General features: G+C 70.4%; 16 protein-coding genes. 7 read left to right on the top strand and 9 right to left on the bottom strand.

The annotated features are described in order from the left end of the window. Positions 1-47 precede the first annotated feature (47 nt). The 4 genes from DKM19_RS30045 to DKM19_RS30030 all read left to right on the top strand — a co-directional run bounded on the left by DKM19_RS30045 (position 48) and on the right by DKM19_RS30030 (position 3415). Complete coding sequence (locus tag DKM19_RS30045; RefSeq protein ID WP_110700210.1) at positions 48-680, top strand: bifunctional 2-polyprenyl-6-hydroxyphenol methylase/3-demethylubiquinol 3-O-methyltransferase UbiG; 633 nt, start codon at positions 48-50, stop codon at positions 678-680. A 78-nt stretch (positions 681-758) separates the two neighbouring features. Then, positions 759-1640, top strand: coding sequence for a Ppx/GppA family phosphatase (locus DKM19_RS30040; protein ID WP_255415446.1), 882 nt, complete (start codon positions 759-761; stop codon positions 1638-1640). Positions 1641-1997: 357 nt separating this feature from the next. Beyond that, positions 1998-2810 (top strand): DUF1206 domain-containing protein, encoded by an 813-nt coding sequence (locus tag DKM19_RS30035; protein WP_110700205.1) that lies wholly within the window; start codon positions 1998-2000, stop codon positions 2808-2810. Between the two features lie 164 nt (positions 2811-2974). Further along, positions 2975-3415, top strand: a complete 441-nt coding sequence (locus DKM19_RS30030; RefSeq protein ID WP_110700203.1) for an ATP-binding protein — start codon at positions 2975-2977, stop codon at positions 3413-3415. 122 nt (positions 3416-3537) lie between these two features. Here DKM19_RS30030 and DKM19_RS30025 read toward each other — a convergent pair whose 3' ends face one another. Then, positions 3538-4515: a LuxR C-terminal-related transcriptional regulator gene (locus DKM19_RS30025; protein ID WP_110700201.1), complete on the bottom strand. Its 978-nt coding sequence runs from the start codon at positions 4513-4515 to the stop codon at positions 3538-3540. A 127-nt stretch (positions 4516-4642) separates the two neighbouring features. On the opposite strand from DKM19_RS30025, the gene DKM19_RS30020 reads away from it, so the two are divergent. The 3 genes from DKM19_RS30020 (at position 4643) to DKM19_RS30010 (ending at position 8122) form a co-directional block, all read left to right on the top strand. Next, positions 4643-6250 (top strand): ABC transporter substrate-binding protein, encoded by a 1608-nt coding sequence (locus DKM19_RS30020; RefSeq protein WP_162641878.1) that lies wholly within the window; start codon positions 4643-4645, stop codon positions 6248-6250. 65 nt (positions 6251-6315) lie between these two features. Continuing rightward, positions 6316-7239: an ABC transporter permease gene (locus DKM19_RS30015; protein WP_110700197.1), complete on the top strand. Its 924-nt coding sequence runs from the start codon at positions 6316-6318 to the stop codon at positions 7237-7239. After that, on the top strand, positions 7232-8122 hold the full coding sequence (locus DKM19_RS30010; protein WP_110700196.1) for an ABC transporter permease: 891 nt from the start codon (positions 7232-7234) through the stop codon (positions 8120-8122). Before DKM19_RS30015 ends, DKM19_RS30010 begins: the two co-directional genes overlap by 8 nt. 140 nt (positions 8123-8262) lie before the next feature. Here the strand turns inward: DKM19_RS30010 and DKM19_RS30005 are convergent, their stop codons facing one another. The 8 genes from DKM19_RS30005 to DKM19_RS52605 all read right to left on the bottom strand — a co-directional run bounded on the left by DKM19_RS30005 (position 8263) and on the right by DKM19_RS52605 (position 18053). Beyond that, a complete protein-coding gene (locus DKM19_RS30005; RefSeq protein ID WP_162641877.1) occupies positions 8263-9306 on the bottom strand; it encodes a CPBP family intramembrane glutamic endopeptidase in 1044 nt (347 codons plus the stop codon). A 277-nt stretch (positions 9307-9583) separates the two neighbouring features. Next, positions 9584-10018, bottom strand: a complete 435-nt coding sequence (locus tag DKM19_RS30000) for an SgcJ/EcaC family oxidoreductase (protein ID WP_110700192.1) — start codon at positions 10016-10018, stop codon at positions 9584-9586. Between the two features lie 203 nt (positions 10019-10221). Continuing rightward, on the bottom strand, positions 10222-11241 hold the full coding sequence (locus DKM19_RS29995) for a sigma-70 family RNA polymerase sigma factor (RefSeq protein WP_110700190.1): 1020 nt from the start codon (positions 11239-11241) through the stop codon (positions 10222-10224). A gap of 5 nt (positions 11242-11246) precedes the next feature. Beyond that, positions 11247-11423, bottom strand: a complete 177-nt coding sequence (locus tag DKM19_RS49885; protein ID WP_162641876.1) for a hypothetical protein — start codon at positions 11421-11423, stop codon at positions 11247-11249. 57 nt (positions 11424-11480) lie between these two features. Continuing rightward, complete coding sequence (locus tag DKM19_RS29990; protein ID WP_110700189.1) at positions 11481-12218, bottom strand: DUF899 domain-containing protein; 738 nt, start codon at positions 12216-12218, stop codon at positions 11481-11483. A gap of 383 nt (positions 12219-12601) precedes the next feature. Beyond that, entirely contained in the window at positions 12602-13648 is a 1047-nt protein-coding gene (locus DKM19_RS29985; RefSeq protein WP_110700187.1) for a LacI family DNA-binding transcriptional regulator, read from the bottom strand. Beyond that, positions 13645-16311, bottom strand: a complete 2667-nt coding sequence (locus tag DKM19_RS29980) for a glycoside hydrolase family 3 C-terminal domain-containing protein (RefSeq protein WP_110700185.1) — start codon at positions 16309-16311, stop codon at positions 13645-13647. The genes DKM19_RS29985 and DKM19_RS29980 overlap by 4 nt, the downstream gene beginning before the upstream one ends. 392 nt (positions 16312-16703) lie before the next feature. Beyond that, entirely contained in the window at positions 16704-18053 is a 1350-nt protein-coding gene (locus tag DKM19_RS52605; RefSeq protein WP_110700181.1) for a DUF1996 domain-containing protein, read from the bottom strand. Between the last annotated feature and the right edge of the window lie 159 nt (positions 18054-18212).

Here is an 18212-nt window from a genome sequence, read left to right as displayed (position 1 = left end):
TCGGACCTCGGTGCGGGAGCCGCCGGAGGGGGTGGGACCCTGGTGCGATGAGTGAGTCGAGGAGCCGCTGGACGGACATCGCGGGGGACGACGCAGGGGAGCGGTACGCCGCGCGGTTCGCCAAGCTCGCCGAGTCGGGAGCGGACATGCACGGCGAGGCGCGGTTGTGCGCGGAGCTGCTGCCTCCGGGCGCGCGGGTCCTGGACGCCGGATGCGGCACCGGGCGGGTGGCGATCCGGCTGGCCGAGTTGGGATACGACTGCGTGGGCGTCGATCTCGACGATTCCATGCTCGAGGTCGCCAGGCGGGCCGCGCCGGAGCTGACCTGGATCCTGGCCGACCTGAGCGACCCGGCCGATCTCGGTTCGGTGGGCGTCGGGTCCTTCGACATGGTCGTCGCCGCGGGCAACGTCATCCCCCTGCTCGCTCAGGGGACCGAGGCGCGGGCCGTCGCCGGGCTCGCGGTGCGGCTGCGACCAGGGGGGCTGCTGGTGAGCGGGTTCGGGCTGGACGCCGCGCACCTCCCGCTCGCCTCCGCCACGGTCACGCTCGCCGATTACGACGCCTGGTGCGAGGCGTCCGGGCTGGCTCTGGAACGGCGCCTGGCGACCTGGGACGGCGCCGCCTACGACGGCGGGGGATACGCGGTCAGCGTTCATCGCCGTACCCCGGGTGGATGAGCCATCGGAGGGTAGTAACTTCATCCCATGCGACTGGGCGTTCTCGACATAGGTTCAAACACGGTTCATCTGCTGGTGATGGACGCGCATCGTGGGGCTCGGCCGCTGCCAGCGTACTCCCACAAGGTGGACCTGAGGCTCGCCGAGCACATGGAGGACGGCAACCGTCTCTCCGAGCGGGGGGCGGCGCGGTTGCGGGAGTTCGTCGAGGAGGCTCTGCGGCTCGCCGAGGACAAGGGCGTCGAGGACCTCATGGCCTTCGCGACCTCGGCGGTCCGGGAGGCCGTCAACGGCGAGGAGGTGCTCGCGCGGATCAGGGCCGACACGCAGGTGGACATCCAGGTCCTGTCGGGTCAGGACGAGGCGAGGCTGACGTTCCTGGCCGTGCGGCGGTGGTTCGGGTGGTCGTCCGGCCGGTTGCTGGTGCTGGACATCGGCGGGGGGTCGCTGGAGATCGCCTCGGGGATGGACGAGCAGCCCGACGTGGCGGTGTCGCTGCCGTTGGGAGCGGGCCGGCTCACCCGCGACTGCTTCAGCGCCGATCCGCCTCCGGCCGACGAGGCGCGGGCGCTGCGCAGGCACGTGCGGGCGGAGATCGCCCGTTCGGTGGGAAACGTGGCACGGTACGGCCAGGCCGATCACGCGGTGGCGACGTCGAAGACGTTCAGGCAGCTCGCGCGGATCGCCGGGGCCGCCCCCTCGCATGAGGGGCCGTACGTCCGCCGGGTGCTCAGGCACGCCGATCTGGTCGGATGGACCGATCGGCTGGCCAAGATGGGCGTGCGGGAGCGGGCGGCGCTGCCGGGGGTCTCGGAGGGGCGGGCGCCGCAGCTGCCGGCCGGAGCGATAGTCGCGGACGCCACGATGGACCTGTTCGGGGTCACGCAGCTGGAGGTGTGCCCGTGGGCGCTGCGGGAGGGCGTCATCCTGCGGCGACTGGACGCGATGCCCGAGAACTGACGAACGTTCGGGAGCAGGCCGAGATCCAGGGATCGGGCGGTGCCCGGGAGCGGCCCATGTCCAAGAACCGGGCGCACAGGAGCGACGGGCGTCCGATGCAGGGAACGGGTGCCCGGGAGCGGGCCGGCGTCCGGAGAGCGGCCGAGGTCCGAGGACCGGGCGCCCGAGAGCGGGTAGGTATCCACCCCCAATTGCTCCTGTCTGAAATGTGGCTTATGTCCGAAAATTGGCCGTTATTTGGCAACGAGGAGAGGCTGCGGAGTCGGGCGGTGCCCGAGGATCGACCGGAGCCTGGGAACCGGGCGACGACCTCGACCTGAGGTTTACCTGCCCATCAGGCGGTAAGAGCGCATTGGTATGAATAGCGCTCAGGTGGAAGGCGCCGCGCGCAGAGCGGCGAACAGTCAGACATTGGACAGGCTGGCCCGGCTCGGCATGGCCTGCCGTGGCGTCCTGTACGGGCTGATCGGGTTCCTGGCCCTGCAGATCGCCTTCGGCGGCGGGAGCGGTGGCAAGGAGGCCGACAAGACCGGCGCACTCGAGACGGTGGCCGAGCAACCGTTCGGCACCGTACTGCTCTGGCTGATGGTGGTCGGTTTCATCGCGTTGACCCTCTGGCAGCTGTCGGAAGCGATCATCGGCCGGGGCCGGGCCAAGGACCGGATCGAGGCGGCGTCGCGCGCGGTGGTCTACGGAGTGATCGTCGCGACGTTGCTCGGCTTGCTGCTGCGGGGTGACGCGGGAGCCTCGACCGACGAGAGCTCCAAGGACATCACCGGCAAGCTCATGGACCTGCCCGCCGGTCAGTTCCTCGTGGGCCTGATCGGGCTGGGACTGATCGCCCTGGGCGCCTACTGGATTCACAAGGGCTGGAAGAAGAAGTTCCTTGAGGACCTGCGCACCGGCGAGATGCCCCCGAAGGCGCGTCAGCTCGCCGAGAAGCTGGGCATGGCGGGTTACCTCGCCCGCGGCGTGATCGCCGCGGTCGCCGGTGTCTTCATCGTCCAGGCGGCGATCACCTACGACCCCGACAAGGCCAAGGGCATCGACTCGACGCTGCGCTCGCTGGCCGAGACCTCGGCCGGTCCGTGGTTGCTCGGGATCGTCGCGATCTGTCTGCTGCTGTTCGCGGTCTACTGTTTCTTCGAGGCTCGCTGGCACCGGGTGTGACAGGTGCGACCGCACGTGGCGGCAGATGCGAGCACGCAGGTGAAAGCCCTTCTGGCAAGCTCGACCTGTCTATCTGGTAAGTGATCGAACTCCTACTTTTCCGAGACATCGACCCTCTCGAGCCCCGCGTCTTCCAAAGGCGTGAACAGTATCGGAGGGGTCGTATGGACACGTCGGAGTATGACGGAAGCGAATGGGTTCTCCGCCTCGCGGGTTCCCCGGACCAGGTGGCGAGAGCTCGTCGCCTGGTCTCGATGTCCCTGGGGCGCGATCATCCCCTTCACGACGACTGCGTTCTGCTCACCAGCGAGATCGCCACGAACGCGGTGATCCACTCCCGGTCGGGAGACGGCGGGGTGTTCACCGTCACGGTCTCCTACTCGGCGGGGGGCGTGCGGGTCTGCGTCCAGGACGAGGGCTCGTCGGAGGCTCCCTGCGTGTGTCACGCGTCGGCCGACGCGACGGGTGGCCGCGGCCTGCCCCTGCTGGAGGCGCTGGCGCACCGCTGGGGCCTGATCAGGGAGGCGGGCTCCAACAAGGTCTGGTTCGAGCTGGCGCTGGAGCTGGCCACCGTACGCAAGGGCACGCTGGCCGGTGTCGGCTGAACTCGGCCCGGCGGATCTCGGCTGACCGCTGCGGACCGCTGTGGACCTCGGACGGCTCGGTTTCAGCCGGACCCGGGCCGACCGGACCCCGGTACACCGCTCCCGCCGGGCGCCGACGGACCTCAGATGAGCAGCCGGCACAGACCTTCGGCGAGGGCCTTGGTGGTGAGCCGGGTCCGGCTCTCGCAGCCGAGCTTGGCGAAGATGTGCTCCAGGTGGGTGGTGACCGTACGGACGCTCAGCACCAGCGCCGCCGCGATCTGCGGGTTGGAGTCGCCGAGCGCGACGTGGGTGATCACATCGATCTCCCTGGCGGTCAGCTCGTACGGCAGGGAGCACGGGCGTTCGGCGATCACCGCGCCCTGGAGGGCGCCGTGCGGTCCGACGCCGGCGCGCAGCAACCGCACCTCATGCCACCGCCCGGTCCCGTCCTGCCAGAGCCCGCGCCGGTTGAGCTCGCGGGAGTCGATGAACTCCCTGGCGAGCTCCGCCATGGCAGGCTCGGCGGCGACGGTCTCCGAGGACGGGGTGTCGGCGACGTCCCTGCGGGTGCCGCCGCGGTCGAAGGCCACGGCGTGGAAGCCCGGCGGCAGGCCGACGGGGTCGATCACGCAGCGGCTCAGGTCTGTGACGTGGGCCAGGGTGGGGGAGACGGCGCTGATCAGCGTTCCGGCCTGACCCAGGAAGGCCGAGGGGTCGCGGGCGTTCAGATGGAGCAGGCCGGTGTAGCGGCCCTCGGTCAGGAACAGGGGAGTGGTCAGCCCGGCACGCCAGCCGTACGGCTCGAGGTGGCGCCGGAAGTAGCGCTCGGTGCCCGGGGCGCCCATGACCAGCGGCGTCCGCGTGTCCATCGCCCGGCGGTAGGGATCGAGCCGGACGTACTCCTCGGCGGCGTCGCCGTCGACCCGCGCGTAGCCGTCCGAGACCAGGCTGCGGTGCTTCCCGGTCGCCGGGTCGTAGGCGACGAACTCGTAGGCCTCCAGCGCGACGATCTCGCGTAGCGCGCGCATCGCGCCGGACACGCCGCTGCGTCCGGCGACCTGAAAACCCACCTCGGTGAACGCGTGGAGGTGGCGCGGGCTCAGGGTGATCTGGTCCATGGTCTCCTCCATGCCCAGAGTGCCGTATGCCCCCCGGCGGAGGGAATACGTAAACTCTCCGATGTCACGGCTTGTCAGCATCTTTACCCTCTCCGGCAATACCCCCCGGGAGGAACACGTGACGGTCTTGACGAGAATACGAGGATTCGCCGTCCTCCTGGCGACGGCGCTCGCGGTGAGCGCGTGTGGCGGGTCGGAGCCGCCGGCGGCAGGCGGCGGGCAGCCGGGCGCCAAGGAGTTCTCGGTCGCGCTGACCGAACCGGACCACCTGACCCCCGGCAACACCTCCAGCAGCTACTCGATCACCGTCCTGCAGGCGCTGTTCGACCTTCCGGTCGTCATCGACGCGAAGGGGCAGCCGCAGATGCGGGCCGCCGAGTCGGTGACCAGCGAGGACCAGAAGGTCTGGACGATCAAGATCAAGCCGGGGCAGAAGTTCCACAACGGCGAGCCGGTGACCGCCGAGAGCTTCGCCGACGCGTGGAACGCCGCGGCCTACGGTCCCAACGCGTGGACCAACAACTACTACTTCGAGAACATCGAGGGCTACGACGAGCTGAACCCGGAGGCCCCCGAGGGCTCGGAGGAGGCGCCCAAGCCGACCGTCGACAAGCTGAGCGGGCTCAAGGTCGTGGACCCCAACACCCTTCAGGTGACGCTGACCGGGCCGTTCAGCCAGTTCCCGATCACTCTGGCCTACACCGGGTTCGCCCCGATGCCCAAGGCGGCCTTCACCGACCTGGCGGCCTACGACATCAAGCCGATCGGCAACGGACCGTTCGCCCTGGACGGCGCCTGGGTGCGCAACCGGCAGATCAAGGTGAAGAAGTTCGAGGGCTACGCCGGGCCTCGCCCCGCCAAGTCCGGCTCGATCAACTTCAAGATCTATGAGAGCCGCGACACCGCCTACGTGGACCTGCGGGCCGGCAAGGTGGATCTGATCCAGACGATTCCGCCGGCCAGCGCCTCCGAGGCCAAGAAGCTGCTCGGTGACAGGTTCGTGGCCACGCCGAGCGGGACCATGGACTACCTGGGCTTCCCCGTCTACGACAAGCGCTTCGCCAGCGCCGACCTGCGCAGGGCCATCTCGATGGCCATCGACCGGCAGGGGATCGTGGAAGCGGTGTTCAACGGCGCCTTCAAACCGATGAGCTCGCTGGTGGCGCCGCTGGTGCCGGGCTACCGGGAGGGCGCCTGCGGCGAGGCCTGCGTCTACGACGTGGCCAAGGCCAAGGCGCTCTTCGACAAGGCCGGCGGGTTCAGCGGCACGATGAACCTCTACTTCTCCAACGCCGACCCCAGCTACGAGCAGTGGATGACCGCGGTGGCCAACCAGCTCAAGGAGAACCTCGGGATCGCCGACATCCAGTTCCGCAAGGTCCCGGCGGCCGACTACCTGTCGACGCTCCGCGAGCACAAGCAGGACGGGCCGTACCGCAACAACTGGGTGATGGACTACCCGAGCCCGCAGAACTACCTGCAGTCGATGTGGGGAGAGGGCAACCGGATGGGCTGGGAGAGCAAGGAGTTCAACGACCTGATCGCCCAGGCCAACTCCGCGGCCGGCATGGAGGCCAGCATCCCCCTCTACCAGCAGGCCGAGGACGTGGCGCTGCGTGAGATGCCGATGGCCCCGCTCTGGAACTGGCAGGACCAGGGCGGATACTCCGACAAGATCACCGGAGTCCAGATCGACGCCTACAGCCCGAACCTCGACCTGATCACGGTGAAGTAGTTGATCCACGAGGCACTCGCGACCCCGGAGCGCACCGCTCCGGGGTCTCCCCCCGAGGCGCGACCGTGAGATACACGATCCAGCGGCTGCTCCAGGCCGTCCCGGTCTTCTTCGCCACCACGTTCCTGATCTACGCGATGGTCTTCGCGCTGCCCGGCGATCCGATCGTGGCACTGGCGGGGGACAAGCCCCTGTCTCCCGAGCTCCTGAACACGCTCCGGGAGCGTTTCCACCTCAACGACCCGCTGATCGTCCAGTACGGCCGCTACATGCTGAACGCCGTCCAGGGTGATCTGGGGCAGACCTTCACCGGGCAGCCGGTGAGCGAGCTGCTCCAGGGGCGGTGGGCGGTGACCGCACAGCTCGCCGTCACCGCCTGGATCTTCGAGCTCGTGGTCGGCATCGGCCTCGGCGTGATCGCGGGACTGCGCCGGGGCGGGATCGCCGACACGGCGGTGCTGGCCGGGACCACGTTCGTCATCGCGGTGCCGGTCTTCGTCGTCGGCTACACCGCGCAGATCCTGCTGGGCCTGAACCTCTCGCTGTTCCCGACCGCGGGCGTGGACGAGGGGTGGCCGGTCAGCTACCTGCTGCCCGGCATGGTGCTGGGCTCGTTCGGCCTGGCCTACGTGGCGAGGCTGACCCGCACCAGCCTGATCGAGAACGTGCGGGCCGACTACGTCCGTACGGCACGCGCCAAGGGACTGCGCCGAAGACGGGTGATCGGCAGGCACGCGCTGCGCAATTCGCTGATCCCGGTGGTCACCTTCCTCGGCGTGGACTTCGGCAACCTGATGGCCGGCGCGATCGTCACCGAGGGCATCTTCAACCTGCCGGGCATCGGCCAGCAGGTCTTCCAGTCCATCCAGCTCCAGGAGGGCCCCGTCGTCGTCGGCATCGTCACCATGCTTGTGATGATCTTCATCGTGGTCAACCTGCTCGTCGACCTCCTGTACGGCGTGCTCGACCCGAGGATCCGCCGTGCTTGAGGCCCAGATCGCGGAGACGGGGGCGGACCGGATGAAGCCGGGATCGCTCTGGTACGACGCCTGGCTGGAACTGCGCGGCCGGGTGATCTTCTGGCTCTCGGCGGTGATCCTCGTGATCGCCGTCGCGATGGCCCTCCTCCCCGGCCTGTTCACCGGCTTCGGCCCGAACGAGGGCTGCAACCTGCGCATGTCGAAGAAGGGCCCCGCCGACGCGGCCGTGTTCGGCTACGACCTGCAGGGCTGCGAGTACTGGTCGCAGATCGTGCACGGCACCCGCGCCTCCGTCATGATCGGCATCGCGGTGACGGTCTTCGCGCTGCTCATCTCGGTCGTGCTCGGTCTGATCAGCGGCTACTACGGCGGCTGGCTGGACGCGGTCATCTCCCGGCTCACCGACGTGTTCTTCGGCATCCCCTTCGTCCTGGGGGCGACCGTCATCCTGGTGGCCTTCCCCGACCACGGCATCTGGGCGATGACCCTGGTGCTGGTCGTGCTGGGCTGGACCACGATGACCCGTCTCATGCGCGCCCAGGTGATCGCGGTCCGCGACATGGACTTCGTGGCCGCCGCCCGGATGCTCGGCGCGAGCGACCGGCGGATCATGTTCAAGCACATCCTGCCCAACGCGATCGCCCCGGTCTTCGTGGTGGCCATGCTCAACGTGGGCAACGTCATCGCCGGCGAGGCGACTCTCGACTATCTGGGCGTGGGCCTGCAGTATCCCGACGTCTCCTGGGGCCTGCAGCTCAACATCGCCCAGGTGTTCTTCGCCGAACACCCCCACCTGCTCGTCTTCCCGTCGCTGTTCCTCACCGCGACGGTGCTCAGCTTCCTGCTGCTGGGCGACGTCGTCCGCGACGCCCTGGACCCCAAACTCCGCTGACGCCGCCCCGTGGCGGGGATGACGTCCGCGGATGTCATCCCCGCCCCGGGACATCGGTCTGTCCGGGGCCGGGAACCGGCCCGCGGAGGGCGGCCCCGCTCATGCGCGGGGCGCCGTCCGCGGGCGGATGGCGCCCAGGATCACGAGGCCGGTTGCGGCAGAGCCGGTGACCCGGAGCCCGCCGGTCGCGGGGAGAGCGTCGCGACCCCCCGCCTCCTGGCCAGGATCACCACCGCGATCCCGAAGACGCCGAGCTGCACCACCGTTCCGGCCAGGCCCTGCCAGGGTACGGACCCCTGCTTCAGCGCCTCGTCCAGCGTTCCGTCGGCGCCGCTGAGACCGAAGGCCAGCACGTTGTTGACCGTGTGCAGGGCGATGGCGGCCTCCAGGCCGCCGGTGCGCACCACCAGCCAGCCCATCAGCACGGCGAAGGTGAAGACGTCCACGATGCCCCAGTCGACATACGCGTGCATCGCGGTGAACACGGTCGCGCCCAGCAGGATTCCGGGCCAGGGGTTGGCGAAGAACGCGCCGAAGGCCTGGATCAGCCAGCCCCGGAAGATGTATTCCTCGGCGGCGGCCTGGAAGGGCACCAGCAGCAGGGTGACGATCAGGGCGGGCAGGAAACGGCTCCATCCCACCCAGCCGAACAGCTGACCGAGATCCTCCCCGGTGACGGCGTAGGTGGCGACGAGCGCGGCCTGGCCCAGCGCCGCGGCGCCGACCGCCACCCCCGTGCACAGGGCCATCCAGCGCCAGCGCAGACGCCCGAGGACCGAGGAGAGCGTGCCCGGCGGGCGCCGCTGGATCCACACCGCCACGCCGTACACCACCGGTATCACGGCGGCGAGCGAGAGCAGGTTGATCGTCAGATCGAGCAGCGGGTCGGCGAAGATCTGACCACCGGAGTCGCCCCTCCTGGCGCCCGCGAGCAGACCGATCAGGCTACCGCCGATGACGATCGCGACCCCGATCGCGACGAACCCCACGGCGACCAGGAGCGTGCCCAGCACGGGCCGCCACCAGGCGTGCAGGGGAGTGCGGGCCAGCCGGTCGTAACGGCTGCCGGGCGGAGCCGGCACGATCCACGCCGCGGGCCGCGGCGGGAGCGGGAAGTGGTGCTGAGGCGGGCCGACCGGCTGATGGGGCGTCCCCGCGGGCTGGAAGTCCTGTGGGTCTTGCATAGGCTTCATTCTGTTCCAGGTCCGGTGCCGGCGTGACAGGGTTCACCTGAGTGATCAGGAAGGTGTCGTCACCGACGCGCTCGCCTGGGTCGCGTACCGATCGCGGTACGCCGGGCACACCCAACGTGCCGATCAGCCCGGCCCCGCAGATCACCGTGTACGGAGGGAACACCTCCGCGACTGCTCCGCCGACGGCCATGCCGAGACCCTGGAGGCGACGGGAACGCCCTGTGGAGGCGGGCTCCTTCGCTGTGCATGGCGGGTCATGAAACCTCGATCACCCGGCGGGGCAGCTGTGGTACGTCTCGACGAGCCATCGGCCGTCGCGTCGTGCGAGTGCCCAGGTCGCCCACTCCCACCGATCGGACGGAGGTTCGGCCTCGCCCGGGAAGGCGGTGGCGCTTCGGGTGACCACGACGGCCACGTCCTCAGCCAGGAACCGCACGCTTTGCGGCGTGTGGATGCGCCGTGATCCCTTCAGCGGCCCGGCGAAGGCCTCGCCCATGCTCGTCCGGATCTCGGCTCTGCCCCGCAGGTGGACTCCGGGCAGGATCACCGTGGCGTCCTCGGCGTAGCGGTCGGCGAACGCGCCGCCGTCGCCGTCGCTCCACGCGCTCGAGGTCGCGTCGAACAAGGCGAGTACGGCACGCTCCCCGTCGTGCGCCGATGAGGCGCCGCCCGGCGCCGCTTGCCCGTGAAGATCTGAACTCATCTCATCCTCCAGAGATCATTGGGTTGCCGTGCAACCGCCTCGGTAATCAACGCGGCATTCGTGCCGTTCTGGACAGCAGCCACGCGGTCAGCGGGCCAATGACCGATCCGCTGTGCCCTCTCATCCGGGTGAGAAGATCATGGCTGCCGAGTTCGGCCGGAAAGCGACCGGGAAGTGATCCTTCGCCGAGCGCGGGCCTTGCCTCACCGTCCTGGGGTGTCCGGGAGTGACGCTGGGAGATGGCAGAGGGGGAAGAGACCGGGGTCCAGGAAGGCGACGACGTGGGTGATGCCCGCCGGGGTGACGGAGAGGACCTGGAGGGCGTGAGGGCGATACACGCCGGTGTGGTCGCGAGTGTAGGAGCCGAACGAGGGCTCGCCGTTGACGGTGGCCGGGGCCAGCCGGTAGGCGCCGGCAGAGAGGATCTTGGCGGCGAGGAAACGGCCGATCGTCTCGCGGCCGGCGAACCAGGTCGGGACGGGCGGCATCTCCCAGACCGCGTCGGCGGCCAGCAGCCCGGTCAGGGTGGCGATGTCGGCCGTCTCGAACGCGGTGGCGTACCGGTCGAGCAGGGCCCGCAGGTCGGGTTCGGTGGGTTCGGTGATGCCGTCCTGGGTGGGGGCGACCTGGCCGAGCTGCGTCCGGGCGCGCTGCAGCGCGCTGTTGACCGCGGCGGTCGTGGTGCCGAGCAGGGCGGCGACCTCGGTGGCCCTCCAGGCGAGCACGTCCCGCAGGATCAGCACCGCGCGTTGCCGGCCGGGCAGGTACTGCAACGCGGCGACGAACCCCAGCCGCATGTTCTGCCGTGCCTCGACGACGGCGGCCGGGTCGGCGGGCGCGGTGCCGAACAGGGTGTCCGGTGCGGGCTGCAGCCATGGCGTCTCCAGCAGGCTGGGGCGCAGTGGCTGCTCGGGGTCCTCGCTCGGGCCGCCCAGCCCCGACGGCAGCGGCCGCCGGCCGTTGCCCTCCAGCGCCTTGAGGCATGCCCTCGTCGCGATCCGGTACAGCCAGGTGCGTATCGAGGCGCGCCCCTCGAAGCCGTCGTATCCGCGCCACGCCTGCAGGTAGGTCTCCTGCAGCACGTCCTCGGCGTCGTGGATGCTGCCGAGCATCCGGTAGCAGTACGCCAGGAGTTCGCGCCGGTAGGGTTCGCTCAACCGGGCGAAGACGTCGCCGGGCGTGTCGGTCGTGGTGTCCGCGCGTCGTTGCGTCGAAGGTGCCATCGTCCTCAGCCCATCGGCCGGCACATGGCCACCATGGTCGCGGCCATGAGGACATGGGCGAGGTGGGAGATCCGTTCGGCAAGGCCGGGAGACGCGCCGCCGGAACCGCGACGCACGCCGCGGTACAGGAACCACAGGCTCATGACCGCGAAAACGAAACTCAATGGGACTGACTCGATCATTCCGGAAACTCCCTGCGTAGGAGGGTGGCGCCCGCCGGCTGGACGCCACCCGGGTGTTCAGTGGTGTGCGTGCTGGTGGACGGGGGCCGCGCCGCCGTCATAGGTGTCGTGGTAGGGGAACTCGTTGACGTAGCGCCGCCGGCCCAGCGGCGTCAGGTCGAGGTAGTGGTAGGTGCTCAGCAGCACTTCGGCGCCGCGCCCGTACGTCGAGTAGGTGTGGAAGACGGTCTCGTCCTCGCGGACGAAGACGCTGAGGGCCTGGGCGTCACCGTGGACGGCGTACCCCAGGCCCTCCCGTTCCATGGTGGCCCTGTCCTTGTAGTTGTACTGGACAGGGGCGACCGACTCGTCGTTGGTGACGTGGAAGTCGTAGTTGAAGTCGCTGCCGGCCGAGGAATACCACGGGATCGTCCACCCCATCCGCGCCTTCCACCGCTCGATCTTGGCTAGAGGTGCGCGCGAGACCAGGGCGAACGTGGTGTCGCCGGCGTGCAGGTGGTCCAGGCGGCCCACGTTGTCGACCGCGTAGGAGCAGCTCGGGCAGCCGTCCTCCCAGTCCTCGTTCCACATGAAGTGGTAGATGATGAGCTGGCGGCGGCCCTCGAACAGATCGCCGAGGCCCGCCTTGCCTGCCGGGCTCTCGAACGTGTACTCCTTGTCCATTCTCACCATCGGAAGCCGCTGCCGCTCGACGGTGACCGCGTCCTGCGCCCGCATGGCCGCCTTCTCCCGGTCGAGCAGCCGCAGCCGGGCAGCCAGCCACTCGTCTCGGGACACCGTCCGTGGAAAAGTCATCGTTTCTCTTTCTGCCGGAAGTCGATCATGTGAAGAGACGATGGGAACCGACCGTCTACAGGTACAGAGGCGCCGGACGGCGAAAACTCATCGGTCCTCCAGCCCACAGGTGTCAACCGCAGGCGCTGCGGGCCTGCGAGGACAGGTGCCAGGTGTTCCTGGGCTGCCGGAAGCACGTCCAGAGCGGCGACTGTTCTTGTTGCCGGCCGCACCCGGACCCGCCCCACCAACGGCAGCCGATTCTCGACGGCCGACCGGCTACCCGCCTGCGACATACTCGGGCCACGGATACGCCGGACAGGACACTGATCGCCTTCCTGGACGCCCAGCGCGCCAGGGCGCTGGCCGTCGACGGGTTCGGCAATGAGAGGTTCCGTGGGCCGTCAGGCCGACTCTCTGATCACCAGGGTGGGCTCGAAGATCCGTGAGGTCACCGGGTGGTCGGGTTGCTCGATGTGGGCCAGCAGCAGCCGTCCCATCTCGGCGGCCATGTCCTCGACGGGGTGGCGGACGGTGGTGAGCGGCGGGCGGCAGGCCAGCGCCGCGCTGCTGTCGTCGAAGCCCACCACGGCCACGTCGTCGGGCACGCGGCGTCCGTGCTGGCGCAGCACCAGCAGGGCGCCCTGGGCCATCAGGTCGTTGGCCGCGAAGACGCCGTCGATGTCGGGGTGCTCGGCGAGCAGCCGTTCCATCGCCGTCTCGCCGCTGGGGAGGGTGAAGTTGCCCTCCGCGCTGGGAAGGTATGGATGGCCGTGGACGGCCATCGCGTCCTGGAATCCCGCCAGGCGGCTCTGGCTGGCGGGCACGTCGAGCGGGCCGGAGATGGTCGCCAGCCGGCGGCGGCCGCGGGCCACGAGATGGTCGGCGGCCAGCTTGCCCCCGGTCCGGTGCGCCACGTCGACGTAGGTGATCGGGATCGGCCGGACCGGTCTGGCGAAGAGCACGGCGGGCAGCGAGGCGTCGGCGAGCAGCCGGGGCAGCGTGTCCTCGGTGCTGATGGAGACCAGGATGGCCCCGTCGGCGTTGCCCCGGCGCAGGTAGGCGATGACCTGGTCGCGGGTCTCCGGGGTGTCGGCGAACATCAGGGTCGGATAGATGCCCAGCGGGCGCAGGAAGCCGACGACGCCCCCGACCACGCGCCCGAAGAACGGATCGGCGAAGACCTGATGGGGAAACAGGTTCTCCTCGCCGCCGGCTCCGGAGACGATCAGGGCGATCGACCCCGCCCGCCGGGTGACCAGTGAACGCGCGGCCTGGTTGGGAACGTAGCCGGTGAGGATGATCGCCTGCTGCACCCGCTCCTGGATCGCGAGATCGACGTTGCGAATTCCGTTGATCACGCGGGAGACCGTGGCGCGGGAGACCCCCGCCGTACACGCCACGTCCTCCAGGGTGGGGGGTCCCGACACTCGGGGGAGGCCTTCGCTCATGGAGCCTTCAGTAGCATGGGAGAGCGCTCTCCGACCAGCTCGGGCCGCGGCGCCTCCGGACCGAGGAGCGCCGTGCCGCGGAGCGGCAGGTCGGCGACCGAGCGTCCGGCGAGCACCGTGAAGGCGCCCTCCTCGGCCCGCCAGGTGCGGTGGCCGGCCGACCAGTGCTGGAAGGCCCGCGCGGGGATGTCCACCGTGACGTCGACGACCTCGCCGGGACCCGCGTCAACCGTGGCGTAGCCGGCCAGCCAGCGCGCGGGGCGGGCCACGCCGGTCTCCGGCCGGGACAGATACACCTGGACGACCTCGCGCCCGGCACGCTCGCCGGTGTTGCGCAGCCGTACGCGGACGGAGAACGGTTCGCCGGGGACGGCGTCCGGGGGAGCGGAGAGGCTCTCGTACGACCAGGAGGTGTAGCCGAGCCCGTGCCCGAACCAGTACGCGGGCGGCGTGGGCTGCCGCAGCCAGGCACGGTGACCGATGTCCAGCCCCTCGGCGTAGGCGAGCGTCCCGTCGGCGGGAACGGTGGAGACGAGGGCCCGGTCGGCCCAGGTGGTGGGCAGCCGGCCGCCGGGCTCGGCGTGGCCGAACAGGACGTCGGCGAGGCCGTTCCCGGCCTCCTGCCCGGGAAACCAGCTCAGGAGTACGGCCGGCACCTCCTCGCGCCACGGCAGGAGCACGGGGCCGCCGGAGTTGACGACCACGACGGTGGCCGGATTGGCCGCGGCCACCGCGCGGACCAGCTCGTCCTGGCGCCCCGGCAGGTCCAGGTGCGTACGGTCGACGCCCTCGCTCTCGATCTCCTCCGTGGTGCCCACCACGACGACGACGGCATCGCAGGTCCGGGCGAGCTCGACCGCGGCGGCCAGCTCCACCTCGTCGTCGCGCCAGGGCGGGTCGGCGGCCAGGACGGAGGCGATTCCGCTGCCGGGGTCGAGCCGCCGCCGGGAGACGAGCTCCACGTCCCGGCCCGCGGCCATGGTGAGCCGGGCGCGCCGGTAGGGCGGGGACAGGTGCACGGTGGCGGGGTCGTCGGTGTCGCGCTCGACCTCCTCGTCGACCAGGACGCGGCCGTCCGCCTCCAGGAAGACGTGGCCCCATCCGGCGACGGCCAGGTCCCAGAGGCCGTCCGCCTCCGGGCTCAGGAGCGCGCGGATCTCGACGGCGGCGGCGGAGTCGATCCGCGCCGGCTCCAGGATGCGGCCGGTCAGCCGGTGCTCGGCGTGGATCTCCACGCCGGCGGCGTCCAGCAGCCGGACCAGGACGCCGGGCTCGCCGGTCAGCGGGTTGCGGGCGTTGTCCGTGCCCAGCGGGGTGGGCCGGTCGTCGAGATGCACGCCGGGGGAGTGGAGCACCTCCGCCGTGCCGGACAGCGCGTCGCGGATGCCGTCGAGGGGGGACACCACGGAGACGGGATACACACCCGCGCTGCCGCCGCCCTGGATCCGGGCGGTGGCGGCGTTCGGCCCGAGCACGGCGACCCTGCGCAGGCGCGAGGGGTCCAGGGGGAGCAGCGAGCCCTCGTTGCGCAGGAGCACGGTGCCCGCGGCGACGGCCCGGCGCAGCAGCGCGAGAACAGGGCCGTGATCTCCCCGCTCCGCGGGGACAGGACCGTGATCTTCCCACTCCGCGCGGGCGAGTCCGTGATCTCTCCGCTCCGCAGGGGCAGGACCGTGATCTCCCTGCTCTGCGGGAGCAAGGTCGTGATCTTCCCGCTCCACGAGGACAGGGCCATGGTCTTCCCGCCCCGCGAGGGCGGGAAAGGCGGGACCGTCCGCCGGGAGGCCGGGATCCCGGGGATCCCCGGGATCCAGCGCGCCGACCTTGGAGGCCAGCCGGAGCAGGCGCCGGACCTTGTCGTCGATCGCGGCCTCCGGCACGTCGCCCGCGCGCACCGCGGCGACCAGCGCCTCCCCCCAGGAGCCCTGGGGCCCCGGCATCGCGAGGTCCTGCGCGGCGCGGGCCGCGGGGCCGGTGGAGCGGACGCCTCCCCAGTCCGACACGACCACTCCGTCGAAGCCCCACGCCGCCTTGAGCGGGTCGGCGAGCAGGGGGTTCTCCGACATCGTGGTCCCGTTCACCCCGTTGTAGGCAGACATGACGGCCCAGACGCCCGCCTCCACCGCGGCCTCGAACGGCGCCAGGTACAGCTCGCGCAGGGTCTGCTCGTCGACGCGGGCGTCGAGGGTGAGCCGTTCGGTCTCGGAGTCGTTGGCGACGTAGTGCTTGGCGGTGGCCGCCACCCCGCCCGCCTGGACGCCGCGGATGTAGGCGGCGCCGATCCGGCCGGTCAGCAGGGGATCCTCGGAGTAGCACTCGAAATGGCGGCCGCCGAGCGGTGAGCGGTGCAGGTTGAGCGTCGGAGCGAGCAGGACATGCACGCCCTTGCGCCGTGCCTCGGCGGCGAGCAGCCCGCCCAGCAGTCTCACCAGGTCGTCATCCCAGGTCGCGGCCAGTGCGGTCGCCGAGGGCAGGGTCAGTGAAGGGCTCCGCTCGTCCCACCCCTCCCCGCGCACGCCGACGGGGCCGTCGGAGGTGACCATGGCCCGCAGCCCGATGTCCGGCTCGGCGTGGGTGGACCAGACGGTCGCCCCGGTGAGCAGCCGTACCTTCCGCTCCAGGTCCAGCTTCTCCACCAGACGGTCGAGCTCGTCGATGATCACATGGTTTCCCTTCACTGGTGAAGATCACTGGTGGAGAGCGCTCTCCGACACGTTCTAGCGTCACCGCCCCGATGGGCGCTGTCAATGCCGGAATGCGGCGGGGCGGCGGGCACGGAGGGATCCCGTCACCGGACCGGTCCGCGGGCCGACGGCCGAACCGAACGCGAGGACCGAAGACGAGGAATGGGCGAGGACCACGCCGGCACGTCTCAGGGAGCGGGCGAGGACCACGCCGACACGTCTCACGGAGCTCAGGGAGCGGGCGAGGATCACGCCGGCACGTCTCGGAGAGCGGGCGAGGATCACGCCGGCACGTCTCATGGGAAACCCTCCCGCGTCGAGGGGCACGTGCCCGGCCCCGTCCGGAGGGTCCGGGGGCCGGGCACGCGCGGTCAGGGGAGCTCGAAGTTCTCCGTGAGGGCGGCGCCGCGATGCGGCTTGTACAGGTCGTATCCGCGCGGGTTGCACTGGAGTCCACCGTTGATGCAGTGGGTCACCAGGGCGTCGAGGATGGCGGGGTTGTCCCACGCGTTGAAGAAGTCGTAGTGCCAGGTGTAGCCGCGACCGCTGGCCAGCCGAGCCTGAGAGAGATCACCGCTCGCGGGGAAGGCGATCTTGAACTCCAGCATCGGCACCGCCACCGGGTGGGTGGCCGGGCAGTAGCCGCCGACGGGATAGGACATGTGACTCTTGTGGTTGGGGCTGTCGAGGTTGACGCCGTCCCAGCAGCTTGGCGCCTGGTAGCGGACGTTCACCTGGCTGCCCGCCACGCAGGACGTCGGGATGTCCCAGCTGCGGGAGATGTCGCCGCACTCGAAGCCCTCGACGGCTCCGGGGGAGTCGCGGAACTCCGCCAGCGTCGCGGTCGGGCTGCCGACGACGAAGCGCAGGGCCTGCGGGAAGGGCTGCACCTCCCAGTAGTTAAGGATGCCGGACTTGTAGTAGATGACCTGGTTGCCGGTCGGCTCGACCAGCTGGGTGCCCTTGTAGAAGCTCGGGAACCAGTAGGCCGACCTGTCGTGCGGGTTGGTGCACGAGGTGCCGCCGCCGAGGAGCGACGACGCCGTGCTGCTCGCGTTGGTCGTCCTGTTGCCGACGAAGGTGTGCATGTGCGAGGCGCCGGGCAGGCCGGGGTAGACGATCGGGTCGTCGGGCCGGTTCGCCGTCAGGGAGCAGTTGGCCTGGAACTCGTGGTGCGTCACCTCGTCGGTGAACGTCGGCTTCGGCCGGGGGGTGCTCCCGGCGCCGCCGGTGCCGTACACCTTGAACTCCCACAGCGAGTAGCCGTAGCCGGTGCCGCGGGCGGTGCCGTACATCCGCACGTACCGGCCGGAACCGGAGACGCCGAGGGTCTGGGTGCCGCCGGCGCCGGTCGTGGTCGAGTAGACGTCCGTCCACGACGAGCCGTTGCCGGAGACCTGGATCTTGAAGGCCCTGCCGTAGGCGCCCTCCCAGTTGAGGACGACCTGGGAGATCGTCGCGGTGGCGCCCAGGTCGACCTGGAGCCACTGCGGGTCGGCGGCGGCGCTGGACCATCGGGTCCCGGTGCTGCCGTCGAAGGCGGCTCCGGCGGCGTACCCGCCTCCTTCGGAGGATGAGGCGGTGGCGGGACGGCTCTGCGAGAGCAGGGCGTCCGCCGCGGCGGCGGGGGTGATGATCGCCAGACCGGCCGCGACGAGCGCGGTGAGTGTGGCGGCGATCAGGCCCAGGCGTAGTCGCACTGGGCTTCGGGCTGAGTGCATGCCCTCTCCTTCGGTGGGGGGTGACCGTTGGGAAAACGGAGGATGGGAGAGCGCTCTCCTTTCAGCTTGTTCCCTGCCCTCACGACTGTCAAGACGGAGTCTGACTCGAACCGAAACCTGTTGTTCATGTCCCTGACACGGGCCTCCCGCAGGTCTCCG

It is taken from the genome of Streptosporangium sp. 'caverna', from assembly GCF_003203775.1.
In the GTDB taxonomy this organism is placed as follows: domain Bacteria; phylum Actinomycetota; class Actinomycetes; order Streptosporangiales; family Streptosporangiaceae; genus Streptosporangium; species Streptosporangium subroseum.
This window is presented reverse-complemented; position numbering and strand designations above follow the sequence as displayed.